Origin of the sequence: Methanobacterium spitsbergense (assembly GCF_019931065.1) — an archaeon.
GTDB classification, from domain to species: domain Archaea; phylum Methanobacteriota; class Methanobacteria; order Methanobacteriales; family Methanobacteriaceae; genus Methanobacterium_B; species Methanobacterium_B spitsbergense.
This window is the reverse complement of the sequence record NZ_JAIOUQ010000009.1, coordinates 173,115-191,149: the sequence shown is the minus strand read 5'-3', so window position 1 is coordinate 191,149 and position 18,035 is coordinate 173,115. Positions and strand designations below refer to the sequence as shown.

Below are 18,035 nucleotides of genomic sequence, written 5' to 3'. Positions count from 1 at the left end.
AATATTTTTTACTATGATATCCCAATTATAAAAAAATCGATACAAAAATAATTTATTAAAAATAAAAAAATAATTTAAAGGAGAATAGTAATTTATTCTCCTCCAGTGATCTCATCGAGTTTTTTAATAGCTGGGTCTGTGCTTGTTATATGAGCATCGACAGTTAGATCTTCTCGTTTTAATCCCATTGCAAGCCCGTAGAGCTGAGCAAGGTGGAACACTGGAATTTTGTAGTCTGTTCCGTACTTCTTGTTAACTTCTGTTTGACCTACATCGAATTGTAGATGGCAGAATGGGCACACATTTACAATTGCATCTACTCCTGCATCTGTCATGTTGTCGAGTTTTTCCTTGGTGTAGTCTAGGGTGACATCTATATCACGTGATCTTAGACCTCCACCTGCACCGCAGCACATCATTTTGTCTTTGTAGTCAACTGATTTTGCACCTGTTACCTCAACGAGTTCGTCAAGGATTGTTGGTTTATGTGGGTTGTCAATGTTAATTTCTGCACTTGGTTTAAGGAAATGGCAACCATAGTGAACTGCTACGTTTAGATTTAATGGTGTTGTAACAGCTTCATTAAGTTTATCAAGTCCAACATCGTTGTAGAGAATTTCTGCGAAGTGTCTAACACTTACTTCTCCCTTGAATTCCCTTCCAGCTTCAGCTAAAACTCCGTTTATTTTACCTTTCATCTCTTCGTCTTCCTTGAGGAGATGGTTGGTTTCAAAGAGTGAACCGAAACATCCATTACATTCTGTCATGATATCTGAGTTCATGTCTTCTGCTATGGTTATGTTTCTTGCAGCTATTGCAGCCCATGTTGTTTTATCGAATGATCCGAAAACACCTGGTGCAGGGCAGCAGGATGCTCCTTCCATATCGTTGAGCTCAATATCTAGTTTGTCAAACATTACCCTAGTTGCTTTTTCAATTCCAGGGTATCTGTTGTTCATTATACATCCTAAGAAATATGCAAATGCCATTGTGATTCCTCCTTATTCTAGCTCCCCTTTTTCCCAATTCCAGCCAATAAGATTGTCGAATCCTGTGGCTTTAAATATTTTCTGAACTTCTTCAAGTGCTTCAGGGAACTGGTGGGTTGTTGGTGGTAATTCATCGAGTCCAACGCTTTTTCTAAGTGCCATTGTGGCATCGTTAATAGGGACTCCGTGTCCTGTTTTTATAACAAATGAACCAGTCATTTTGTGTGCAGGTGCCATGTATCCTGCCTGTGCAGCGAAGTTCCTCACTGTTTTAACAACGTCCACAATTTTAATTCCTCTTGGACATCTTTCCTGGCATTCGTAACATGTTGCACACATCCAAATGGTATCATCGGATATTACTTCTTCTTTAAGTCCCATAACAGACTTTCTTACAACATTCCTAATCCTGTAAGGTGTTCTCCTTCCAGAAGGACATGCACCGGTACATGTACCACACTGGAAACATAAAGCTACTGATTCAGCACCAGCATCCATAATTTCCTGTTTGAAATCTTCATCAATATTTTTACGGGTTATCACTTCTTCTTCTCTTCCTTCGAGTAAAGTCATCTTACCACTCCTATCTGTTTTGGATTTTTCAGGTTTTAAATCTTTTTTTTCAGTTTTTGAAACTTTAGAGTTTACATTTTTTGCAACATCTTTGGCTTTGGATTTTACACCCTTTGCCTTGGATTTCACATTTTCTGCAATATCTTTAGCTTCTGATTTAATTGTTTTATCGTTATCTTTTGTTGTTTCTTCTTTTTTATCTGTTGAAGTTTTTGCTTCAGTTACTGTTTCTCCTTCAGGAGTCTCTGTTTTCTCTTCTTCTTTATTCTCTTCTCCACTTAATATATTTTTTAAGCGTTTTAATGTTTTCATTCTGTTTCACGCCCTGATCAAATGATCGTATTCGGCCCTATGTGAAAACTTGTGATTTTCATATCGTAGGTTTAATTTAAGCATATATAAGATTGTGTAAAAATCATCAACTGTAACCTTTTAGGTTACATTCTTGTTTTTAAAAACAGAAAATAACATTACATTAAACAATCTACTATTAGTTAGATGATAATTTCCTTATTAAACTGTAATTTATAATTACGATGTAAATTTTACCTGTGATCAATATGATGGAAATAAAAATGCACGATGGACCAGCTAGACTTGGTAAATACTCTGGAATAGAAACACCAGCAATAATTGATGTAGAAAAATCATTGAAAATATTAAAAGATGAACCAATGCCATATAATGTTCCAAAAAAACTTGCATCATGGTCTGTAAATTGTACTGTGGAAAATGCTAGATTAAGCGATGAAACTGGTGTGGGTGTTGTACATGGCTCAAAATATCCTGATTTGAGGGTTCACTGTGCCAAAGAATTGGAAGATCTTGGCAATACTGTTTTAATGATTGCAAATCCCGAAGAATTAATGAAAAGATCCAGAGATCTTGTAGAGATATTGGTTATGATACGTGAGAACATTAATCCAAATACAATGATTTATTTTCCGCTAGCAGAACCATCTTTCATACCATTTCTGGCGTATGTGGGGGTTGATCTCTTTGATAATACTTCAGGAATGTTTTATGCTAGTTTAAATACAATGTTAACTCCTTCAATGAAATATGACCTTGAAAAATATAAGATATTTGACATGAACCAAGATGAACTTATAGATTATAATACAAAAACAATGGAATTCTCAATCAAGGAAGTACAGGAACATATCAAAAATGGTACCCTAAGAAATTTAGTTGAAGAAAGGAGCTGCTCCTCACCAGAAGCAATGACTGCTTTAAGGCTACTCGACAGAGACCATTCAGATTTCCTTGATAAATACACACAGCTTTACTAAACCCCTTAAAGATATAATTTCCAAAATAATTTTTTTATCCAATTATTAAAATAAATAAAAAAAAGTGATATCCAAAAATTAGATATCCAATTTCTTAAATCACTTCTTCAATACACCCTTAACCATATAATGATATTCTCCTATCTCCTGTGAGTCAACAACTTCAAATTCGTATTTTTTGAGTATGTTACCTACTTCTTCCGGAGATATTCTTACATGGAATGGAGGTCCTCTACTACTTTCAATTTTACGGAATTCTACCACCGCAAAAATACCTCCAGGTTTTAAAACATTTACAATATTGGACATTACTTGGTCTACTTCGCCACCATCTACAAAGCCATGTAGTACATTGGACATCAAAGCAAGGTCTATTGAATTTTCATTCAATGGTAACTTTTTGGTAATATCTTCTATTATTGCTTCAATGTTTTTTAAGTTCCTTTTTTTAATTTCATTTTTTACAATATCAATTGAATCGGGATAAACATCAACAGCAAAAACTTTACCATCACTTCCCACATTATCAGATGCTTCAATTGATACATAACCATCACCACATCCTGCATCAAGGAATTTATCTCCTTTTTTGATATCTGCTGCTTTTAAAATTACATCAGCACTCAGTATGTCCCTAGATGATTTCCCATGATGTTGATGTCCATGTTTCTCAGTCATTTTTTGTTCCCCCCCCTAAAATTCATAGTTTTTAACTTTCTGCCTTTAATCGAGTCTTTGAAAATAAAAGTACTCCAATTAAAAAAAGGATCACCGCTAAAACTGCACTGATTTCAATTTGATAAGCAACTTCATTTAATCCTGATCCAAATACTAATACTGATCTCAGAGCATTTAATGTGTGAGTCCAAGGCAATATATCGTATATTTGGAATGTATGGCCCAATACTGTAACAAATTCTTGAGGAAGCTGGAAAAATGCCCCTGTAAGAAAACTCGTAGGCACTACTATTAAAGTTCCTAGATTTGCAGCCTGTCTATCGTTTTTAGCAAATGATGCTATGATCATTGCTAATGCAATTGAGGCTATACCACCTATAATTCCTATAAATATTGCAAGAATAATCGAATTAAAACTTCCTTGCCAGTGGAGTCCTAAAATTATAGCCACTATAAGAAGGATAACTACCTGTGCACCTGCAATAAGTGACCAGGGTATTAATCCGCCGAACAGAAGGTCAAATGAACTCATTTTAGACATTTTTAATCTTTCCAATGTTCCGCTTTCAACTTCTCTTGTTAAAATTGCTGCAATTGTTGTTGCAAGAAGGAGAATTGCGAATACTATCATACCCGGTGCAAGGTAATCAAATTGAGTGAACGTTGATGTTCCAGGTATGGATTCTACCTTTGTGTCTATAAACTTGGTAGGTTCAGCTCCAGGAGTTCCAGCAATCTGGTTTGTGATGTTAGTTACCACATTTTGCTGATACTTTCCGAATACTCCTGCAAGTACTCCCTGTGCTACTCCAAATCCCATGAATCCCGGGTCACCGGTTATTATAACTGTTGAAGTGATATTGGTGGAAGCTGTGTTAATCACAGATGTTTGTCCTGTGCTTGACAGAACTGTGTTATTAATAAGACCTTGAACTGAATTAGAAAATCCATCTGGAATTATTACTTCAGCGTCTACAGTTCGCTGCTTTAGAAGATCTTTTGCATTTTTATCTGTGGTAGTTGTTATGTTAAATAACTTAACATCACTGCTTTCATAATTAGTATCCTGGAGTTCTGTTATAAGATTGTTACTGTAGCTGATGTTTCCTCCCGTTGAATTGATTGTTCCCTGATCATTGTTTACAATTGCTATGTTTATTGGAGTAGTATTTTGTCCCATACCCCCAAATGCAAATCCAAATATCATCATAAAGAATATTGGGAATAATAAGATAAAAAATAGTCCCCGTCTATCTCTAATAAGTTCTTTAAAGTCTTTAACAGCAATACTTGTAAATTTCATTTTATTCCCTCAATCCTGTTCCTGTAAGTTCTATGAAGACATCTTCAAGTGTGTTCTGTCGTACTGATATATCTTCAACAACAACACCCAACTTTTCAACTCTTTGCATCATTTTCGGTAGCTTTCCAATTGCATTCAATGCTCTGATGTTGATCCTTCCCTTTACTTCCACTACAGAAATAATATCTTCTTGAGGAGTAAGTTCTTGTATTAAATCCTGATTTTTTAATGGATCTGATAATTTCATATCAACAACATCTCCCTCACCTATTTCTTTTTTTAGGTTTGCAGGAGTATCAAGGCGAATCAACTTTCCATGGTCTATGATTGCTATCCTATCACTAAGCTGGTCAGCTTCATCCATTATATGTGTTGTTAAAATAACAGTTTTTCCTTCCACATCTCTCATTGCACGTATGTAATTCCATAAAACACGACGTGATTGTGGATCTAGACCCTCTGATGGTTCATCTAGTACAACTATCTCAGGTTCATGGATAACTGCAAGTGCAAGGTTAAGACGTCTTTTCATACCCCCTGAAAGTTTAGAAACCACAGTATCTGCTTTTTCAGAAAGGAATAGATCATCCAAAAGTTTCTGAACCCTTGGATCCCTTATATTTTTCGGGACTTCATACATGTCTGCCATAAGATTAAGACTTTCTTTACAGGTTAAATTTTCCCATAGCATAAGTTCCTGAGGACACATACCAATGGTTCCCTTTTCAATGTTTTTAATATCTTTTCCATTAACAATTACCTTACCACTTGTTGGACGTAAAAGCCCCACCATCATCTTAATGGAAGTTGTCTTACCTGCACCATTGGGTCCTAAAAATCCAAAAACTTCTCCCTTTTTTATACCTATACTAAGATTATCAACAGCTGTTAAGCCCTCATATTTTTTTGTTAGATCTTGAGCTTCTATCATATAATCCATAATTCAATCCACTCCTCAATTAATGAATATTAATTAATGTTAAACTTGGTTTAACTATTTTAAATAGTATTATTTAGTTACCATAGGTAATTTCTGTTACCTCCGGTAACATTTTAATCTTGGTATCTATTCATATAAAAAGATTTCTAAAAAAAAACATGTAATTCTAAAACTGAAGATATTTGCAACATGAAAAATATATTAAATAATATGATTAATCCAAGGGTGATTTAATATGATAGAAAAAATCGAAGTCGGTATGGCCAGCGGTGATGTGCATAACTTCAAAAGGGGAGAATTTGGAGTTGAAAGTATGGAAATAGATGAATTAAGAGGTTTAATCCAAATAAGTTATGGAAAAAAGGAAGGAGGACAAAAATACGTGTTAATACCTTTACAAAATGTTGAAAAATGTGAATATTTAGATAAAGAAGTTATTAACACTTCCCCAACAACTACCGGAACAAAAATTGAAAGTGGAACACAACTTTTAGACAAGGTTTAACAACATAAACGGAACCATTTATGAGTATAAAAGTATTAAAAATTCCTTACAATTAACTCATTGATAGTTCCCCTACCAGAGGAATCTCGATTAATATTTCTTTTTGCATAAACAATATCAATATTAAATTCGCTGTATAAATTATCGAAAAATTTATCTGTTAAATCTTCATTTTTTGGGTCAGAATTACTTAACATTAAATATGCACCCTTCTGATCCATTTTTTTAAAAAATGTAGCGAGCTTTAACTGATCAAAATCTGTAAATCCTTCTTTAGAATACGATGTAAAATTGGATGTTTTGCTTAGGGGCCTATATGGAGGATCAAGGTAAACAAATGCATCTTCCACAATGTATTTATCAGAATTTATAAAATCAGAGCATATTATTTCGGTATCACTGAGAGCTTGGTGAACCAAATTTATATTGGTTTTATCACATATTTTTGGATTTTTATATAGTCCAAATGGCACATTGAATTTTCCATTCTTATTTTGGCGGAATAACCCATTGAAACAAGTTTTATTCATAAATATAAAGTAGCTGGTTCTTTCAATCCATGGATAATTGTAATTTTCATAATCAAAATCCTCTACTTCTGAGTTATAAATATCCCTGATTCGGTAATAATTCTCTTTACGTGCAATTTCATCTTTTTTTAAATGGTTTTCTTCAATATCATTCAATATATCTATCAATATTTTATGATCATTTTTCATTACTTGATAAGCCATTACAAGTTCTCTGTTAATGTCTAAAAGAATAGATTCCTTGACTTTGTAATGTTTTTTAAGGTTAAAGAACATTGCACCTCCACCAACGAATGGTTCCACATATCTTTCTATGGTCCTTGTATCCTTTAAATACGGAGGTAATCTATTATTAAGTTCGTTTAGGAGTTGATTCTTCCCACCTGCCCATTTTAAGAATGGTTTTGCACTAGAGATATTTTTATTCATTCAATTCTCCAAATAATATTATAAATTTATATTTAAATACTAAATTAAATCTTCAAAAAGTTCTTTAGGTGCATCTGCAAGTTCAACAAGAGCTTCAGCTTCCATAAAATGAAGGTCACCTGGAATCATCAGACAGTGTAATGGACCGCCAAAATCAGAGTTAATAAGGTTTTTAATTCTATCAGCACGTACTAAAGGATTACCTGACCCTGCACGTGCAACTACAACAACCACAGTTTCTTCTGTTGCAATTTTTAGTTTTTTATCTGTTTCTGCTAGCAACAAATATTCCATTCCCTGGTTTGCCGTCATATACCTATTTTCATGAGCCATTATATCTAAAAGAACTAGTGTATGTAATTTTGAATCCATATTGGCTTTAATTGCGAGATAGGGTGAATGGGGAAAGTAGTTCTCTTCTGTAAATGGTATTGTTGTTACTTTACCAAATTTATATGCCTGAAGACCAGCTATTCCTGGTGCAGCAGAAAGAATTGAAGAAGAATGAATAACTGTAGTTTTTATTCCTGCTTTTTTCGCTTCTATTAACATTTCAGAGTGAGTTGTTGCAATTAAAGGATCTCCTGCACTTAAAAATGCAACATCTTTTATTTTTGCCTCTTTCAAAGGGAGATTCTCCTCTTCAACTTCTTCTCGGGTTAATATTTTTATTTCATTCCCAATAATTTCCTCAAGTGAGCTGATACTTCCCCCAAATAGTTTTGCTGTGTAAAATTCTGCGTAAACTGCTTCAACCTTTTTAAGTGCTTCTACGCCCTTGACTGATATATCCTTTTCATCGTAAAGTCCTAGACCAATAAAATAAAACATTGGGTTCACCTTCAATCCTTTTTATATTTAATATTCTATTTGAATTATTGATAAAATTTATAATCATTGGTATTAATATTAAATTACTGATGTAAAAATGTATGAGGAATCTAATGATCGGTTTAAAAGTTCTAAAAAACAATGCAGATAGAATTCGTAGATTTCTATTGAAACAATCACTTATAAATCTTGACATGAAAATAAAGCGTGTTGATGACTTTGTTTACATTCCATTAATTAAAATGCCTGATAATGAGTTAATGGAAGAAATAAAAGTTGATAATGTTGAAATTGTTGATACTAATTTTGAAATCCATAAAAAAGGACCTAAAAGCCTTAAAGATTATTTAAAAAATAAAGTAGACAACGGTAAAATTGAAGACATAAAAAAATCCTTTGACATAATTGGCAATATTGTAATACTTGAAATTCCAGAAGACTTTGACGACCACAAATATATAATTGGAGAAGCCGCCCTAAAATTCACCAAACGCAACTCGGTATACCGGAAAATCAGTGAAATAAAAGGAATTGTAAGAACAAGGGAACTTGAATATCTATCTGGCGAAGATGTGTCAGAAACCGTGCATAAAGAATTTGGCTCCAGATTCCTGCTTGATGTTAAAAAGGTATATTTCAGTCCGCGTCTTGCTACTGAACGAAAAAGAATCACAGACCATGTCAAAAATAATGAAATAATAGTTGATATGTTTACAGGTATAGGTCCATTTTCAATTTCAATTGCAAGAAAACATAAAGTGAAAATTTACGCTATTGATATTAATCCCTATGCATACAAATATCTAAAAAAGAATATTAATTTAAATAAATTGGAAGGAAACATTATTCCAATTCTAGGCGATGTTGAAGAAGTATTAAATGGTTTAAATTTAAAAGCAGATCGAATTATCATGAACTTACCCGGAACTGCTTGGAATTTTCTTGATACAGCAATTAAATCTCTTAAACCCGGAGGAATTCTTCACTACTATGAATTTGCATCTGATTATCAGCAACCAATTGAAAGGATAATTGAGACTGCCTACCCACGTAAGGTAGAAATTCTAAATTCAAGGAAGGTTAAATCAAAAAGTCCTGGTGTTTGGCATATGGGTATCGATGCCAGGATATATTAACTAAATATTTTGTTAAATAGGTTTGATAATTCCGTCTTCAGTTATTATACCTGTAATAAGATCTGATGGTACTATATCAAAGGCAGGATTTTCAATTTCTGTTCCTTCAGGTGCCACTCTACATTTACCAAAGTATAACACTTCATCAGCATCTCTTTCTTCTATTTCAACATCGTAAATAGAGTTTTCACTGTCAAATGTACTTTTAGGCGCTGCAACATAGAAGGGAATATTAAATCTTTTTGCAGCAAGTGCAACCAGTAACGAGCCTATTTTATTTGCTACTCCTCCCTTGGCTACCCTATCTGCACCAATAACAACTTTATTAACCATACCTTTTTGCATTAAATGTCCTGCAGCGCTGTCCACAGCCAATTTCACAGGGATTTTTTCTTGTTGCATTTCAAATACACTCAATCGAGCTCCTTGGCAAAGAGGGCGTGTTTCATCACAGATAACCTTAATTCTCTTTCCTTCCTCATTTGCAGCACGTAAAACTCCAAGAGCAGTTCCATAATCAACACAAGCAAGTGCACCAGCATTACAATGGGTTAATATCGTGTCTCCATCATCTATCACTGCTGCCCCATTTTTGCCAATAGCCTTGTTGGTCTGGATATCCTCATTATACATAAGCATTGCTTCATCAATGAATGATTCAGAATTTAAAACCCGATCAACTGCCCAAGAGAGATTTACGGCTGTAGGTCTTGCGTTTTTAATTTTATCTGCAGCTTTTTCTATATTTTCTCCAGCAATTTCTGCAAGTACCATCCCAAATGCTGCTGCAACTCCAATTGCAGGAGCACCACGAACCTTCATAGTTTTTATTGCAGTTATAACATCTTCATAAGTTTTACATTCGTGATAAACAATTTCATCGGGCAAGAGGGTCTGATCTATTAAAAATAGTTTATTATCCTTCCAGTACATTGTTTTCATTTGATAACACGTTCCATTATATAATACAAAAGTTGTTAATTAAAAAAATAAAAAAAAATTGGAATTAAATTTCATTCATAATTTTTTTAGTAATGGCTCGAAGGTGTCATGTCAAGATGTTTGTCTTCTTTTCCTGGAACACCATAAGCATCTGCCCTACATTGCGTGCAAGCCCTGAAAACAGGTATTATCTCTTCAACAGCATCTCTTACCTCACTTAATTCTGCACAACCGGGTTTTGGAGTGTCTTTGAATTTGTGCATAGGAATTAAAGGTATAACATTCATTAGTGAAGCTCCCTGTTCTTTAACCTTCTTTGCGATATCTAGTATATGTTTATCGTTAACACCAGGAATTAATACTGCATTAACCTTTACAACAACTCCCCTTTCAGCTAGCATTTTTATACCTTCAAGCTGGTTTTTGGATAATATATTGAAAGCCTCTTCTCCAGTATAAAGTTCACCGTTGTAAAATACATTCGAATATATTTTGCTACCAATCTTAGGGTCAATTGCATTAACAGTAACAGTAACAGTATTTATATGAAGATCTGCTATTTCATCTGCCTTTTCTGGAAGTAAAAGTCCATTGGTACTCATACATTTGATGAGATCTGGAAATTCTTCATCCATACGTTTAAAAAATTCAAATGTTTCATTGTTAAAAAGAGCATCTCCTGGTCCAGCAACTCCCACAACTGCTATGTTCATTTCTGAAGTCACTTTTTTGACATGTTCCACTGCCTGATCCACTGTCATTACACGAGATGCAACACCTGGACGTTGTTCACATTTATTTATCTCCCTCGTACAGAAGTCACAGTGAATATTACATTTTGGTGCGATAGGAACATGTATTCTCCCTACTTTGTCGTGCATTTTCTCGTTGAAACATGGATGCACCTTGGTTATATGGGCAAATTTTGATTCATTCATTTTTAACCTCCTCAATGATTTCGTCGGTTTTTCTAAGCCATTCATCCTTCATAATTTCATCTGTACATGTTAAAGCAATAATATTTCCTACGGATTTATGATCTATAACCCTGAAACCCTCAGGAATAATTCTAAATATAGCATCGTAAACTTTATTTCTAAGGTCATCCTGCGGGTCACGTACAACCATTCCTTTTAATTCTGTTTGAGGATCGTCTATGATAACTTCAAAACGATTAGGCTGGTGTATTTTGTTTCTTCCTTCAGTTTTCCAAAGTTTTTCTAATAAGTCAGGCAGGTATGTTTCATCATTGATCTTTATAAACATTTCATTTCCTTCTTTGTTGAATTTATATTCTGCAAAATCATCAATAACAATTGGTTGAGAAGCCTTTTCTAATTTAACAACAATTATAAAAATGGGTTCTCTGGGATCAACGTAAACCCGAAGATCACCTATTGATCTAGACACTTGAACTTCTTGTAATATATGTCTAATTATCATGTCATAGACTTCTGCCCCATTTTCATCGTAGCATTCTACCTTCATTTCTTAACTCCTAATCCGGATACTAAAAGTGCTGAACCAACAGCTCCTATGTACTGCGAGTTTTCGGGTACTATGACTTCAATTCCACCTAATACTGTGCTTACCGCTTCAACAAGACCGCCTATAAGTGATGTACCTCCAACTTGGATAAGAGGTTCCCTTAGATCAATCTCTTGAAGTTGTTGTTCGTAAACCTGTTCTGCAACCGAATAACAAGCTGCGGCTGCTACATCTTCCTTGGATCCTCCTGCTGCCAATGATGTTACAAGGTCTTGAATTCCAAATACTATACAGTAACTGTTTAATGCTGCATTTTTGTAGTTTCCTTTTAGTGCTAATGGGCCAAGTTCGCTTATATCTATGCCTAATCTTCTGGCGGTCATTTCAAGGAATCTTCCAGATGCACCTGCACATATTCCTCCCATTGTGAAGTTGTCAGGTATTCCATCATTTACTGTTATGACCTTGTTATCCATTCCTCCAATATCAAGAACTGTTGCTTCACCTTTCTGCCTGTTTGCAAGGTAAACTGCACCTTTTGAGTTAACGCTGAGCTCTTCTTGGATAAGTTGAGCATTCATATGGTGTCCTATTCTCAGTCTTCCATATCCTGTAACACCCACACCATCAACATCCTCAAGTTTGTAATCTGTTTCCTTGAAAGCCTGTTCCATTCCAATGTTAGCTGTTTCTATAACATCTGCTGTGGGTAACCAACCAGTACCTATTACCTTGTTATCCTCCATAAGAACTACTTTTGTTGTTGAAGAACCTGAATCTATACCTAATGTAAGGCCTTCCTGCTTTTCTCTTGCAAGTAGGCTTTTTCTAGCAACTATAGTTGAAAGTGCTTCCATTCTTATGAATAGTTCATCTGCCTTGGTTCGTTCTGTAAATGAATATGTTACAACGGGTAGATTGGTGTTCTTTTGTATGAATCTCCTTATCTCATTCCTTACAAGTGCACCTTCTGCACATCTAAAACAAGTAGCTATAAAAACTGCATCTGCATCTGTTTTTCCTTCGACTATGGATGTGGCTCTAGCTATCATCAGTCTTATACCAGTACTTGCTGCATTAAATCCAAACTTTTTATAAGCTTCATCTATGTAGTCCAGATCTGCTTCAGGTATGATTATTTGGGCCCCAAATGTTTCTGCGGCCTTTTCTATCTCTTTTTGAATACCACTGTAATCTGTTCCGCATGATATTTGAGCTATTTTAACCATTTGATTCCTCCGACTTCTCTAACTGGTCTAAGAATGTATTGATCTTGTTGACAACTTCCATTGTTTCTTCTTTGGTTGTTGGATAATGTAGTTCTAAAAGAGGTATTCCACGTTTTCTGAGGCAGAACATTGAAAGTTCATTGGTTCTAGCACACCCAATACATCCAAAACCAAAAGGTGCATCTTCCATTATTATTGCTGCTTCAGCAGCATCTATTAAAGGACCAAATATTGCCATTCTTCCTCTAACACCTGAAGGTACTTCAATTGCAGCATATTTAAGCCCTTTAATAGGTTCTTCTGCTGTAATATTTAATGGTGGTGAATCTATCTCAACATCAGTAACCCTCTTTCTGATCTCTTTTTGCAAAACAAGAGGTTCATGGCCCCTTCTTTCAATGAGATCTGCAAGTATAAGTGAGTTGGGTGGGAAAATTGCTATTTTCAATAAAATTCCCCCCTCGAGTTATCTTTATCAAACTGTTCTGGTCGTTTAGTTATTTGCATTATATCACTGTAAATTCCTTTTGTTGTATCTACAACACCTATTGAAGCTATTACTTCATCATTTTCTAATAAAGGAACCACTAGAACTGGTACGCCTTTGTAAGGACCATGATTCGGAGTTTCACTGGATATTTTTCCATTTTCAAGTACTTTTTCAAGAATTGGGCCTGAATAATCATTGTCAATTACTTTACCCTCTTCGATTCTAACTCCTCTTGTGTTTTTTGTTCGCATGGTTATGGGAAGTCTGTTCACGAGTTCGTGTATTGCAAGTGCCAGGGGTGTAATTTCATCCCCAGTTGATGATTTTGTAAGGTTCATTTTTCACTCTCCTCCGCAATTTTTTTAAATGTATCAACCGATATCTTCCCTGGTTTTTTAAGACTAACTTTTTTAGGATGTTCAAGGGCTTCACTTACATAGCCCAGTAGTTCAAACTCCTTTTCAAGCTGGTGAAATCCTTCCCTTGCACCGCCCCTTTTTGCCCTGCATCTTCTTGGATCTCCCGGTGGAAATCCTCTGTCTTTGGTGAATATATTACAATAGTCAAGTTTCCGAATTTCCTCAACAGCCTTGTTAACATTAGATTCATCACCATTAATAATTGCACCATAACATGTTGATTTAATTGTGAGTGGAATTTCCATCATATGAAGCTTTCTTACAAGTTCTGTTTGACTTATATTTGCAGCAGGTCCTAAAATAATCATACGGGTAACTTTAGAGCTTTCTTCTTGCGACATAAACTGTGTCTCCTTCCTTGAATTTTTCAAGATTCTCTATTCCCTTAACAATTTTTCCAATTATATTGGTTCCTAAAAATGGTTCTCCTGTGGGTCCAAATTCATCGTTGTCTTCAAATCTCACTCCAACAACACCTATTTGTCTTCTTGACATATTAGTTATTCCTATCTCCCCAGCTTTTACACAGCCTTTAGGTGGGTTTTCTGGTATAAGTCCTTTGGATTCCATTGGATTACCCTTGAACATCATTACTTTCATTCCTGGAAAAGCAAACATTACATCCAATGAACCAACAGGTGAATCTAGAAGTCCTGTGATTTTCTGGAAGTACCATGATGATTTAGGTGCTTTATCGGTAATATCAATATATACTATCTTATCTTCAGGAACACCTACTGTTTTAACCTGATTTTTCTCTATTATTTCCATTGTAAATTGTGGTTGCTGTTCAACAATCACTGCATCATCATCATCTGATCCTTCCCTTATCTGTTCAATGCCCCGAGAGTCTAAAAATTCTTTTGCTTCCTTTTGAGTCATAGAAAGAGTCGTAACCCTCTCTGGAACCGTTTTAATAGTTATTTTATCATCTTTATTTGCAATATCTATGAGCTGTATTCCCTTGGTTATCTTACCCACAATCGTATGGTTTGGTGTTGAAACCCTATCTTCTCTGTACGCATATATACGACCTATACCTTTTCCTTTATTTCTTAAGGTAACGGTTCCTCTTTTTCTTTGATCTATATATTCTGCATCCTTACCAAGTCCTTGTAATCCATAAAATCCAATAAATGAATCAGATTCATAATCCACATGGAGTTCACCCTTTTCTGAAAGTGCAAAGAAGTGTTCAACTGAACTTGGAGATTTTTTTGTTGGCTCAATCAGAACATAGGTAAATATTTCATTTCCATGAGTAATTTTAGTTTCAAGTTTAGTTATTGCAGCGCTTTGAACAATACTTTTTCTTTCAACAACTGGTGTAACACTTTTAATATAATCTTCATCTGTAAGTTTCATTATTGTTCTTTTTCCACCTACAACCCTTGCAAAAACACCTCTATTCTCTTTAGGAGCACCGTAAACTCCTTTGTGTTTTTCCTTACTGAATATTATATGTGTTGCTTCAGCTGTAAATCCTGAAAGACTTAATATTACATCCCAATTCTGATACTCGTATTCTTCCCTTGATGGTGTGAGATTAGTTGTGATTGGTCCTATTGCTACTTCGTTAGAAGTTGTCCATCGTATCCTTAGCTTTTCTAATTCACTGTAATGATGTTTCCATGTATCAAGCAGTATGTCAGGACAGTCTTTTAAAAGTTCGATTATTATGCTGCCCCTTGTTGTTTTAAACCTATACTTATTAACATGTCTTTCAATCTCTTCTTGGCCTTTGATTACTCCTAAAACACAACCCTCTTTATATGGTGCGCCAGAAGCATTCACCGCATCCTTTATTGTAGAACCATCTGGGAGTTCGATTTCCTCCCCATTAACCTTCACAAGCATAAGATCTCCTCTTTTAGGATTTTAATTAAGATCTCTCTTCTTTAATACCCATAATTATATCATGGTTAAAATCAAAAACAACTTTTTCTTGATTATCATGTCTCAAGTTAAGCTTTTTATCTTCTGTTATTATACCTGCAACTTGAGAGGTGATGTTAACTTCCTGTAACATTTCAATGCATTCTTTAACATTTTCTTCCTTTGAAGTTAGCACAAACCCAGATCCCGGATAAACTTTTAACCATTCATCCCAGCTTACTTTTTTGTTTCTAGGGATTTTTTCGAGTTCAACTATTGCTCCAACTCCAGAGGCTTCTAAAAGCATTCCAAGGGTTCCAAGTATTCCAGGATTACTAATATCCTTACCTGCTGTTAAAAGATGTTTTTTTGCAATACTGTTCATAACTGTGATCTGTGACTGGACCAGTTCGGGTGTCTTGTGTGATGTAGTATCCCAATTCAATGGAAATTTAGGATGCTGTCGACCATCTAGATCCATTCCAATAATAACACTGTCACCTATCTTTGCCCCACAACTGGTAATTACATCATCTTTACCTACTATTCCAGTTATTGAAACATCAAGAGCTGTGTATGGTGTGTCTGGATGAATATGTCCACCTACCATTGGAATTCCAAATTTTTCAACACCCTCTTTAATTCCCAACATTATTTCATTGCAAATATCTTCTTTGTTTACTGAAATCACATTGGTCATTCCCATTGGTACACCACCCATCGCTGCAATGTCATTGACATTGACTAAAACAGAACAGTATCCTGCCCAACGTGGATCACCCTCTATAAGCCTTCCCCACATTCCATCAGCAGCCATGAGTAATAAAGTATCATTTCCAATATCTAATGCTGAAGCATCATCACCAAATCCTAGAGCGGTTCTACCTCCAATATTGTATGTTTCATCAAGTATCTGAGTAGCTCCTCTTATAAAATTTTTCCGGGTAATTCCATCATAATTTCTTAAAGAATTAATAAGAATGTCTAAATCCAAATTTCCACCTCATTTTAGGTTAATAATTCTAGTTGTATTTTAAATTATATCTGTTGGTGGTGTTGCTAATAATCTGTATTATTTTACTTTTAAAATTTTCTAAATTTTCGATTTCCATGGTCTGTTTACCATTAAATAGTTCTAAAAATATCTTATTGCCTATTATATCATCCAAACCACTTTCAAGCTCCACTATCATCGATCCAACTGTTTTAAATCCTTCTTCTACAACTTTGTCCAGATCTCCATCAGTTATCCCTATTATCGGTACTTTGAATCTATAAAGTATATCTCCTGCAACCAGTGTTGTGTCATCTCCAACAGTTACAACAAGATCAGAATCTTTTAATTGGTAAATGTCCTCAGCAGCATGGCTTAAATAGGATATATTCAATTTGGAATTATGTTTATTGTATTCCTTTCTTTCTAATATCCTTGGATGGATTCGAGATCTTCTTAACAATCCTGTTTTAACCACTGCACTGTTTAGATCTATGATTCCAAGTTTTTCAACACCATGATCCTTAATTTCTCCGCCAATAATATTTTTTAATATCCCTCTTTCTGCTACAAGTATGACTTCTGAAGAAGTTGACTTCCCAACTACTATGCCATTTAGGAAAATGTTTTCATTCTTTGATACACCTGCAATTTTTCTGTAAACAGTTGTTTCATTTTCTATTGTATTGTATAATGTATCATTTTCCATTTTTTTAATTACAGTTGAAGGTCTCAAAACTTTTAGATCTAATTTTCTAGCTAATTTTTCTGCTAGATCAATCTGATTTTCATTCCACGGTATTACTGTTCCATCGGGTTCTCCGGGCCTTTCAATTTGAATAAGTTCTGGAACACCTTTGCACCTTCTAAAAACCTTGTATCCAAATGCATGTCCAGTAATATTGGATTTACCATAATTAATTAAAATAACTACATCTGAATTTTCTGAAATTTTGTCAATTGACTGGCTTGGAAGCAGCTTTTGGTTGATATCTATTACTTTTTCCATTTCCGCATCAATAACGGCTGTTCGACCCATTGTACCCCCTAGCCTAGCTGTTACATTGCCATAATTTTCTAGAAGTCCCAATATCTTCTTGGCAAAACCAGTGTCAACTATTTGAGGTCCATGAACAACAACACCTATTTTAATCATCTTTGGTTCATTTTGTTTACTGATTAATTTTTTATTCATAACAAATCTTGTTTTTATTTGTTTCATAGATGTATTAATTTTTTGCATTAATTAATTTAGAAGTTCAAATGTAAGTTTTGATGAATCATAATTAAACAAATAAAATAGTTTCTCCAGATATTCTGCTACACATTATATTAATATGTGGCTGATTGTGTTCCATCTTTATGTCTGCCTAGTTTACTTCTTCATACGAA

Annotated in this window: 20 protein-coding genes; 3 read left to right on the top strand and 17 right to left on the bottom strand. The window is 34.6% G+C overall.

Going from position 1 to position 18,035, the window contains the following annotated elements; all coding sequences use genetic code 11:
- Positions 1-92: 92 nt before the first annotated feature.
- Entirely contained in the window at positions 93-989 is an 897-nt protein-coding gene (gene hdrB / locus K8N75_RS08885; RefSeq protein ID WP_223791711.1) for a CoB--CoM heterodisulfide reductase subunit B, read from the bottom strand.
- A 12-nt stretch (positions 990-1,001) separates the two neighbouring features.
- A complete protein-coding gene (hdrC, locus tag K8N75_RS08880) occupies positions 1,002-1,874 on the bottom strand; it encodes a CoB--CoM heterodisulfide reductase subunit C (protein ID WP_223791710.1) in 873 nt (290 codons plus the stop codon).
- Positions 1,875-2,137: 263 nt separating this feature from the next.
- Here hdrC and K8N75_RS08875 point away from each other — a divergent pair, with 263 nt between their 5' ends.
- Positions 2,138-2,854 (top strand): archaeosine tRNA-ribosyltransferase, encoded by a 717-nt coding sequence (locus tag K8N75_RS08875; protein WP_223791709.1) that lies wholly within the window; start codon positions 2,138-2,140, stop codon positions 2,852-2,854.
- 99 nt (positions 2,855-2,953) lie between these two features.
- Here K8N75_RS08875 and K8N75_RS08870 read toward each other — a convergent pair whose 3' ends face one another.
- Genes K8N75_RS08870 through K8N75_RS08860 form a run of 3 tightly spaced genes read right to left on the bottom strand, consistent with a single transcriptional unit; the run spans position 2,954 to position 5,778 of the window.
- A complete protein-coding gene (locus K8N75_RS08870) occupies positions 2,954-3,532 on the bottom strand; it encodes a class I SAM-dependent methyltransferase (RefSeq protein ID WP_223791708.1) in 579 nt (192 codons plus the stop codon).
- 31 nt (positions 3,533-3,563) lie between these two features.
- The gene (locus K8N75_RS08865) at positions 3,564-4,835 is read right to left on the bottom strand and encodes an ABC transporter permease (RefSeq protein ID WP_223791707.1); all 1,272 of its coding nucleotides are present in this window, start codon (positions 4,833-4,835) and stop codon (positions 3,564-3,566) included.
- A gap of 1 nt (position 4,836) precedes the next feature.
- A complete protein-coding gene (locus K8N75_RS08860; RefSeq protein WP_223791855.1) occupies positions 4,837-5,778 on the bottom strand; it encodes an ABC transporter ATP-binding protein in 942 nt (313 codons plus the stop codon).
- Positions 5,779-6,010: 232 nt separating this feature from the next.
- On the opposite strand from K8N75_RS08860, the gene K8N75_RS08855 reads away from it, so the two are divergent.
- A complete protein-coding gene (locus tag K8N75_RS08855; protein WP_223791706.1) occupies positions 6,011-6,280 on the top strand; it encodes a hypothetical protein in 270 nt (89 codons plus the stop codon).
- A gap of 35 nt (positions 6,281-6,315) precedes the next feature.
- Here K8N75_RS08855 and K8N75_RS08850 read toward each other — a convergent pair whose 3' ends face one another.
- Together K8N75_RS08850 and dph5 are read right to left on the bottom strand one after the other, a co-directional pair.
- A complete protein-coding gene (locus K8N75_RS08850; RefSeq protein ID WP_223791705.1) occupies positions 6,316-7,239 on the bottom strand; it encodes a DNA adenine methylase in 924 nt (307 codons plus the stop codon).
- Positions 7,240-7,278: 39 nt separating this feature from the next.
- The gene (gene dph5, locus K8N75_RS08845) at positions 7,279-8,070 is read right to left on the bottom strand and encodes a diphthine synthase (RefSeq protein ID WP_223791704.1); all 792 of its coding nucleotides are present in this window, start codon (positions 8,068-8,070) and stop codon (positions 7,279-7,281) included.
- Between the two features lie 113 nt (positions 8,071-8,183).
- Between dph5 and K8N75_RS08840 the strand changes: the two genes are divergently transcribed.
- Positions 8,184-9,206, top strand: coding sequence for a class I SAM-dependent methyltransferase (locus tag K8N75_RS08840; RefSeq protein ID WP_223791703.1), 1,023 nt, complete (start codon positions 8,184-8,186; stop codon positions 9,204-9,206).
- Between the two features lie 12 nt (positions 9,207-9,218).
- Here the strand turns inward: K8N75_RS08840 and mtnA are convergent, their stop codons facing one another.
- The 10 genes from mtnA to K8N75_RS08790 form a co-directional block, all read right to left on the bottom strand.
- Complete coding sequence (gene mtnA / locus K8N75_RS08835) at positions 9,219-10,148, bottom strand: S-methyl-5-thioribose-1-phosphate isomerase (protein ID WP_048191132.1); 930 nt, start codon at positions 10,146-10,148, stop codon at positions 9,219-9,221.
- Between the two features lie 86 nt (positions 10,149-10,234).
- On the bottom strand, positions 10,235-11,086 hold the full coding sequence (locus tag K8N75_RS08830; RefSeq protein ID WP_223791702.1) for a radical SAM protein: 852 nt from the start codon (positions 11,084-11,086) through the stop codon (positions 10,235-10,237).
- On the bottom strand, positions 11,079-11,636 hold the full coding sequence (locus K8N75_RS08825; protein ID WP_223791701.1) for a methanogenesis marker 17 protein: 558 nt from the start codon (positions 11,634-11,636) through the stop codon (positions 11,079-11,081). The genes K8N75_RS08830 and K8N75_RS08825 overlap by 8 nt, the downstream gene beginning before the upstream one ends.
- A complete protein-coding gene (locus K8N75_RS08820; protein WP_223791700.1) occupies positions 11,633-12,865 on the bottom strand; it encodes a methanogenesis marker 15 protein in 1,233 nt (410 codons plus the stop codon). Before K8N75_RS08820 ends, K8N75_RS08825 begins: the two co-directional genes overlap by 4 nt.
- Complete coding sequence (locus K8N75_RS08815) at positions 12,858-13,313, bottom strand: methanogenesis marker 5 protein (protein WP_223791699.1); 456 nt, start codon at positions 13,311-13,313, stop codon at positions 12,858-12,860. The genes K8N75_RS08820 and K8N75_RS08815 overlap by 8 nt, the downstream gene beginning before the upstream one ends.
- Positions 13,310-13,693 carry a DUF2111 domain-containing protein gene (locus K8N75_RS08810; RefSeq protein WP_223791698.1) on the bottom strand — a complete coding sequence of 128 codons (384 nt, stop codon included), beginning with the start codon at positions 13,691-13,693 and terminating at the stop codon, positions 13,310-13,312. Before K8N75_RS08810 ends, K8N75_RS08815 begins: the two co-directional genes overlap by 4 nt.
- Entirely contained in the window at positions 13,690-14,115 is a 426-nt protein-coding gene (locus K8N75_RS08805; protein ID WP_223791697.1) for a methanogenesis marker 6 protein, read from the bottom strand. Before K8N75_RS08805 ends, K8N75_RS08810 begins: the two co-directional genes overlap by 4 nt.
- Complete coding sequence (gene mmp3, locus K8N75_RS08800; RefSeq protein ID WP_223791696.1) at positions 14,093-15,631, bottom strand: methyl-coenzyme M reductase-associated protein Mmp3; 1,539 nt, start codon at positions 15,629-15,631, stop codon at positions 14,093-14,095. Before mmp3 ends, K8N75_RS08805 begins: the two co-directional genes overlap by 23 nt.
- Before the next feature lie 25 nt (positions 15,632-15,656).
- On the bottom strand, positions 15,657-16,643 hold the full coding sequence (locus K8N75_RS08795; protein ID WP_223791695.1) for a methanogenesis marker 2 protein: 987 nt from the start codon (positions 16,641-16,643) through the stop codon (positions 15,657-15,659).
- A 28-nt stretch (positions 16,644-16,671) separates the two neighbouring features.
- Positions 16,672-17,796: a DUF2117 family protein gene (locus K8N75_RS08790; protein ID WP_420830723.1), complete on the bottom strand. Its 1,125-nt coding sequence runs from the start codon at positions 17,794-17,796 to the stop codon at positions 16,672-16,674.
- Between the last annotated feature and the right edge of the window lie 239 nt (positions 17,797-18,035).